The following is a 4,621-nucleotide window of genomic DNA, read 5'->3' as shown; positions in this document are numbered from 1 at the left end:
GCCCAGCCCGGCGCCGCCCACGACGGCCGTGCCGCAGTCGGGTCCCATGACCAGCAGATCCCGGCGGGCCGCCTCTTCCTTGAGGGCGATCTCCTCCTCGACCGGCACGTTGTCGCTGAAGATCATGACGCTCAGCCCGGAGCTCAGGGCGTCCATCGCCTCGATGAAGGCGTACTGGCCCGGCACCGACACCAGCGCGAGGGTGGCGTCGGCGCGGCCGGCGGCGGACCCGATGGTGCGGGACGCGGGCAGGTCTCCGGGCCCGGGCTCGGAGACGGGTGCGCGCGAGGCGTCGGTGAGCAGCGCGTCAAGGGCCTCCCGGGCGTCGGCGAGCACCGCCTGGTCGACGGTCCGGATCGCCACGAGGAGGTCAGTGGGCCCGGCGTCGGCCGGGGGCTCGAACCCCATCTGGACGAGGAGTTCCCGGTTGAGCTCGGTGGCCATCGCGGTGAGCGCGTGGCTCACCTCGGCGCGCCCGCTCAGCTGACGGCTCACCCGCATGAGCGTGACCGAGTCGTAGTACACCCCGCGGCGTACCTCGACGTGGGTGCTCGTGGCCGGTTCCACGCGCTCGGCCGTCATGCGGTCACTCTGCGCCGTCCGGGCGCCTCGGTGGCCAGCGCGAGGGTGGCCCGGCAGCCGGCGAGCAGCCCCCAGGTCAGGTCGGCGCCGGAGGTGTGTCCCACACCGAGCAGCCTGCGTACGGCGGGGCGCAGCGGGACCTGCCCGGCGATCCCGCGCAGGACGGCCGCCACCTCGGCGCCGGCCTGTCCGCGGGACGCGCAGTGCAAGAGGGTCGCGGCCAGCGCCGTCGTCCGGGTTCCGGCGTGCGCGGTCACCGCCGCGCCGAGCCAGTCGGCCAGCCAGACGGCCCGGTCGCCCCCGTGCACCGAGCCGCCGAGCAGGCGCAGTGAGACGAGCAGCCCGGCGAGGATGTCGTCGCCGGTCGGGGTGAGCCCGGGGCCGAGGCCCACGATCCGTTCGGCGGCATCGACCGCATGCGCCAGATCGCCGTCGGCGCATCGGCCGGCGAGCAGTCCCGGGCCGGGGTGATCGGCAAGACCGCACCTCTCCTCGGACGTCTCCGCCGCGAGCCCCAGGGCGCCGTGCGCGAGCTGGGCCGGTGACACGGGTCCGAGCACGGGTGAGGGATCCCACCAGCGGCGCGTCCGCACCCGGATCCGCAGCCGCGACGTCGGGCCGCCGCCCGTTCCCGCTCCGGTGACCTCCACCACCCCGTCGCCCACCCAGGCGTCGTCGCCCTCTCGCACCGCCGCGAAGGGCAGATCCCGGCTGGTGGCCGCGACGACGATCGCGTTAGGAAGCCGTACGGCGTCCGAGCCCACCACGGCGAGGACCCGTGGTTCGGCGGGTGAGCGCATCTCGACGTAGACGGCGGACGGGAAGACCGCGATGACCCGTGCCACGCACCGTGGCCGGTCGAGCAGCTCGCGGAGGGTGAGGCTGGCGACGCCCGCCACCGGCGAGCGCGCCGGGCCGGGCGGGGCGAGCGGCTCGCGTACGACGGTCGAGGTCACGGTGCGGCCCTCCAACGGCGTCCCTCGGCGGACGGTGGGCGGTCGGCGGACGGCGGGCGGTGAACAGGCATGGGCTCCATTGGTGGCGAACGTAAACGGCGGCCGCCTCTCACCGTATGGAGAAAGATGCCAAGGATGGTTGTCAACGTTCGTATTTCTTGTCAGTGTTGATCGCGTGTCCGTAGCGATCATGACTTGTCGGGCGATGTGTGCTTAAGAGGCCAGGTGACCCCTGCATGATCTACACTCCCGCCGAGCCCAGCCCACCAGCGCTGCGGCTCGCGAGCACCGGAACCCTGACGTACGGCCTATCGGTCGGAGAGGTTCTCGGTGTCTCGACCCTCGCGGGCGCCCGCCTGATCGGTGGAGCGTCCGGACTGGATCGCATCGTCCAGCGCCTCAACGTCATGGAGGTGCCGGACATCCTCGCGTGGGTCAAGCCACACGAGCTCCTGCTGACCACCGGCTATCCGCTGCGCAACACACCGCAGTCACTGGGACGCCTGGTGACCGACCTGGACGAGCGCGGACTGGCCGCCCTGGCCATCAAACTCGGCCGCTACCTCGACGAACTGCCGGTCGAGATGATCGAGCAGGCCGACCGGCTCGGATTCCCCCTGATCCTGCTGCCCAATGACGTCGGCTTCGACGACATCCTCAACCAGGTGCTCACCGACATCCTCAACCGGCAGGCGGCGATCCTCGCCCGCACCGAGGAGGTGCACCGCGCGCTCGTGCAGATCGTGCTCGGGGGCGGAGGGCTCCAGGACGTGATCGACGAGGTGGCCACCCTGTTCGACGTCGCCGTCATCGCCGTCGACGGTGACCGCCGCATGCTCGCGGGCGCGGGCCCGGAGGAACACGTCAAGGCCGTGTGCGACGCCTGGGTCGACGGGCCCGGCTGGCCGGGGGCGCAGCCCGGCTACGGCGGCAACGGCGACCATGTCGTCGTCCCCGTCGTCGCCGGCGGGTTCGACCACGGCAGGATCATCGCCTACAGCGCCGGCGGGACGCTCCGTGAGACCGACGTCGGCATCCTCGAACGCGCCGCCACGGTCGCCGCGCTGGTCATCACCAAGCAGCAGGCCGTCGCCGCCGTCGAGAGCAAGTACCGCGCGGACTTCCTGCGCGACATCCTCGCCGGCCGGGCGGGCGCCGACGACCGCATCATCTCCCACTGCACGGGGTTCGGCTGGGACCTCGACCGTCCGGTTGCGGTGGCGGTCGCCGAGCTCGACCCCGAGGGCAGGGGCGGCGGCACCGCCGAGACCCGCCTCGGCCGGGCCGACCGCGTTCCCGAGCCCCGCACCGAGGACGGCCGCGCGAAGGGCGGCGAGGAGCGGCAGGCGCAGGACCGGCTGGCCACGGCGTGGACGGCGGCCGTACGACGCCGGGACCCCAAGGCCGCGGTGGCCAGCTTCGCGCACGAGGTCGTGGCCGTGGTCGGGCTGTCCGGCGACGGCGATCTGGCCGGCCTGGTCAAGGACGCGACCACGGTCTTCGGCGAACACCCGGGACGAAGACGCACGTTCTCGACCGGGGTCAGCCGGGTGGTCGCCTGCCCGACGTCGCTGCCGGAGGCCTACGAGCAGGCGGTCAAATCAGTACGGGTCGGCCGCCAGCTGCACGGGTTCGGCTCGCTCGCGCATTTCAACGAGCTCGGCGTCTACCGGCTGCTCAGCCTGGTCGCCGACGCGGGAGAACTGCACGCGTTCGTACGCGAGACGCTCGGCGAGCTGGCGGGAGACGACGATCCGGAGGCCGTCGACCTGCGCCGGACCCTGCAGGTGCTGCTGGAGACCAACCTCAACGTGGCCGAGACCGCACGCCGGCTGCACTTCCACTACAACACGCTGCGCTATCGCATCGGGAAGCTGGAGCGGATGCTCGGGTCCTTCACCGAGGACGCCCATCTGCGGCTCAACCTGACGCTGGCCCTGCACGTGCTGCGCATGCGCGGCATCTGATCCGCGGCGTGACCCGCACCGTCGTGCTCCGCCCCGGCGGTGGAGCACGACGTGCGGAACGCCGTACGGCACTCTGTGCGGCACGTGGCCGCCACCGCGTGCCGCACGCCGCCCGCGGGACCGGCGCCGCATGTCGCCCGCGATCCGGTCGATGTGTTCTCTTGCCAACCCGTGGCGCGGGCTTTGGCAGGTGTCGACGGTGCCCGCCGACCGGGGTACATCTAGCTTGCCCGCATAACGCGGGACCGTCGCGGCGGGTCGAGGACCGGGGGGACACGGGCCTGCCACCGAGCCTTAGGAGGCCGTGATGGCAGTCGGTTGGAAGGTCCATGGCGACGGGAAGAGCCCCGCGCCCGGACACGTGGTCAGGCCCGACGAGCGGCTGAGCTGGCCGCGGACGGCGGGGCTGGGGGCCCAGCACGTCATCGCCATGTTCGGCGCCACGTTCGTGTTCCCCATCATCATGGGCCTCGACCCGAACCTCGCGGTGATGATGTCCGGTGTCGCCACGATCGTCTTCCTGCTCATCACGCGCGGAAAGGTGCCGAGCTACCTGGGCACCAGCGCCTCGTTCGTCGGAGCGGTCGTCGCGATCCGGGCGGCCGGGGGCACGAGCGCCACAGTCACCGGCGCGATCCTGGTGGCCGGCCTCGTGCTGGCGGCCGCGGGGCTGGCCATCCACTTCCTCGGCACCGACGTCATCCACCGGGTGTTCCCGCCGGTCGTGACCGGCGCCGTGGTGATGCTCATCGGGTTCGGCCTGGCGTACGTCGTCGCCGACACCTACTGGCCGCAGGATCACTGGGTCGCGCTGGCCACCATGTGCTTCGTCTTCCTCGTCATGGTGCTGTTCCGCGGCTTCGTCGGCCGGGTCGCGATCCTGCTGGGGCTGGTCTTCGGCTTCGCGCTGTCATGGGTGCTGGACCTGACGGCCGGGCCCATCACCTCGCTGGTCCCCGCGCTGGCCAAGGCCGCGCCCCATGACCGGGTGAGCTTCGACGGGGTGTCCGACGCGGACTGGATCGGGCTGCCGGACATGCACGGGCCCGACCTGAAGATGTCGGCGATCCTGCTCGCGCTCCCGGCCGTCATCGCGCTCATCGCCGAGAACACCGG

3 protein-coding genes and 1 pseudogene are annotated in these 4,621 nt (G+C 72.3%); 2 read left to right on the top strand and 2 right to left on the bottom strand.

What is annotated here, in order from left to right:
* Together HKK72_RS36170 and HKK72_RS36165 are read right to left on the bottom strand one after the other, a co-directional pair.
* Window positions 1-582: pseudogene (locus HKK72_RS36170) on the bottom strand (FdrA family protein); the annotation flags it as partial.
* Window positions 579-1,538, bottom strand: coding sequence for a DUF2877 domain-containing protein (locus tag HKK72_RS36165; protein ID WP_315987623.1), 960 nt, complete (start codon window positions 1,536-1,538; stop codon window positions 579-581). The pseudogene HKK72_RS36170 and the gene HKK72_RS36165, both read right to left, overlap by 4 nt.
* A gap of 236 nt (window positions 1,539-1,774) precedes the next feature.
* Between HKK72_RS36165 and HKK72_RS36160 the strand changes: the two genes are divergently transcribed.
* Both HKK72_RS36160 and HKK72_RS36155 read left to right on the top strand, forming a co-directional pair.
* Window positions 1,775-3,505: a PucR family transcriptional regulator gene (locus HKK72_RS36160; protein WP_187238898.1), complete on the top strand. Its 1,731-nt coding sequence runs from the start codon at window positions 1,775-1,777 to the stop codon at window positions 3,503-3,505.
* A 307-nt stretch (window positions 3,506-3,812) separates the two neighbouring features.
* The coding region (locus tag HKK72_RS36155; RefSeq protein ID WP_315987622.1) for a uracil-xanthine permease family protein at window positions 3,813-4,621 on the top strand (809 nt) is incomplete at its 3' end.

Origin of the sequence: Actinomadura sp. HBU206391 (assembly GCF_014323665.1) — a bacterium.
GTDB lineage: Bacteria > Actinomycetota > Actinomycetes > Streptosporangiales > Streptosporangiaceae > Actinomadura_C.
This window is presented reverse-complemented; position numbering and strand designations above follow the sequence as displayed.

What these genes read in the sequence shown, in the direction of transcription:
- HKK72_RS36160 (WP_187238898.1), top strand. Translation starts at nt 1,775, where the DNA reads ATGATCTACACTCCCGCCGAGCCCAGCCCACCAGCGCTGCGGCTCGCG.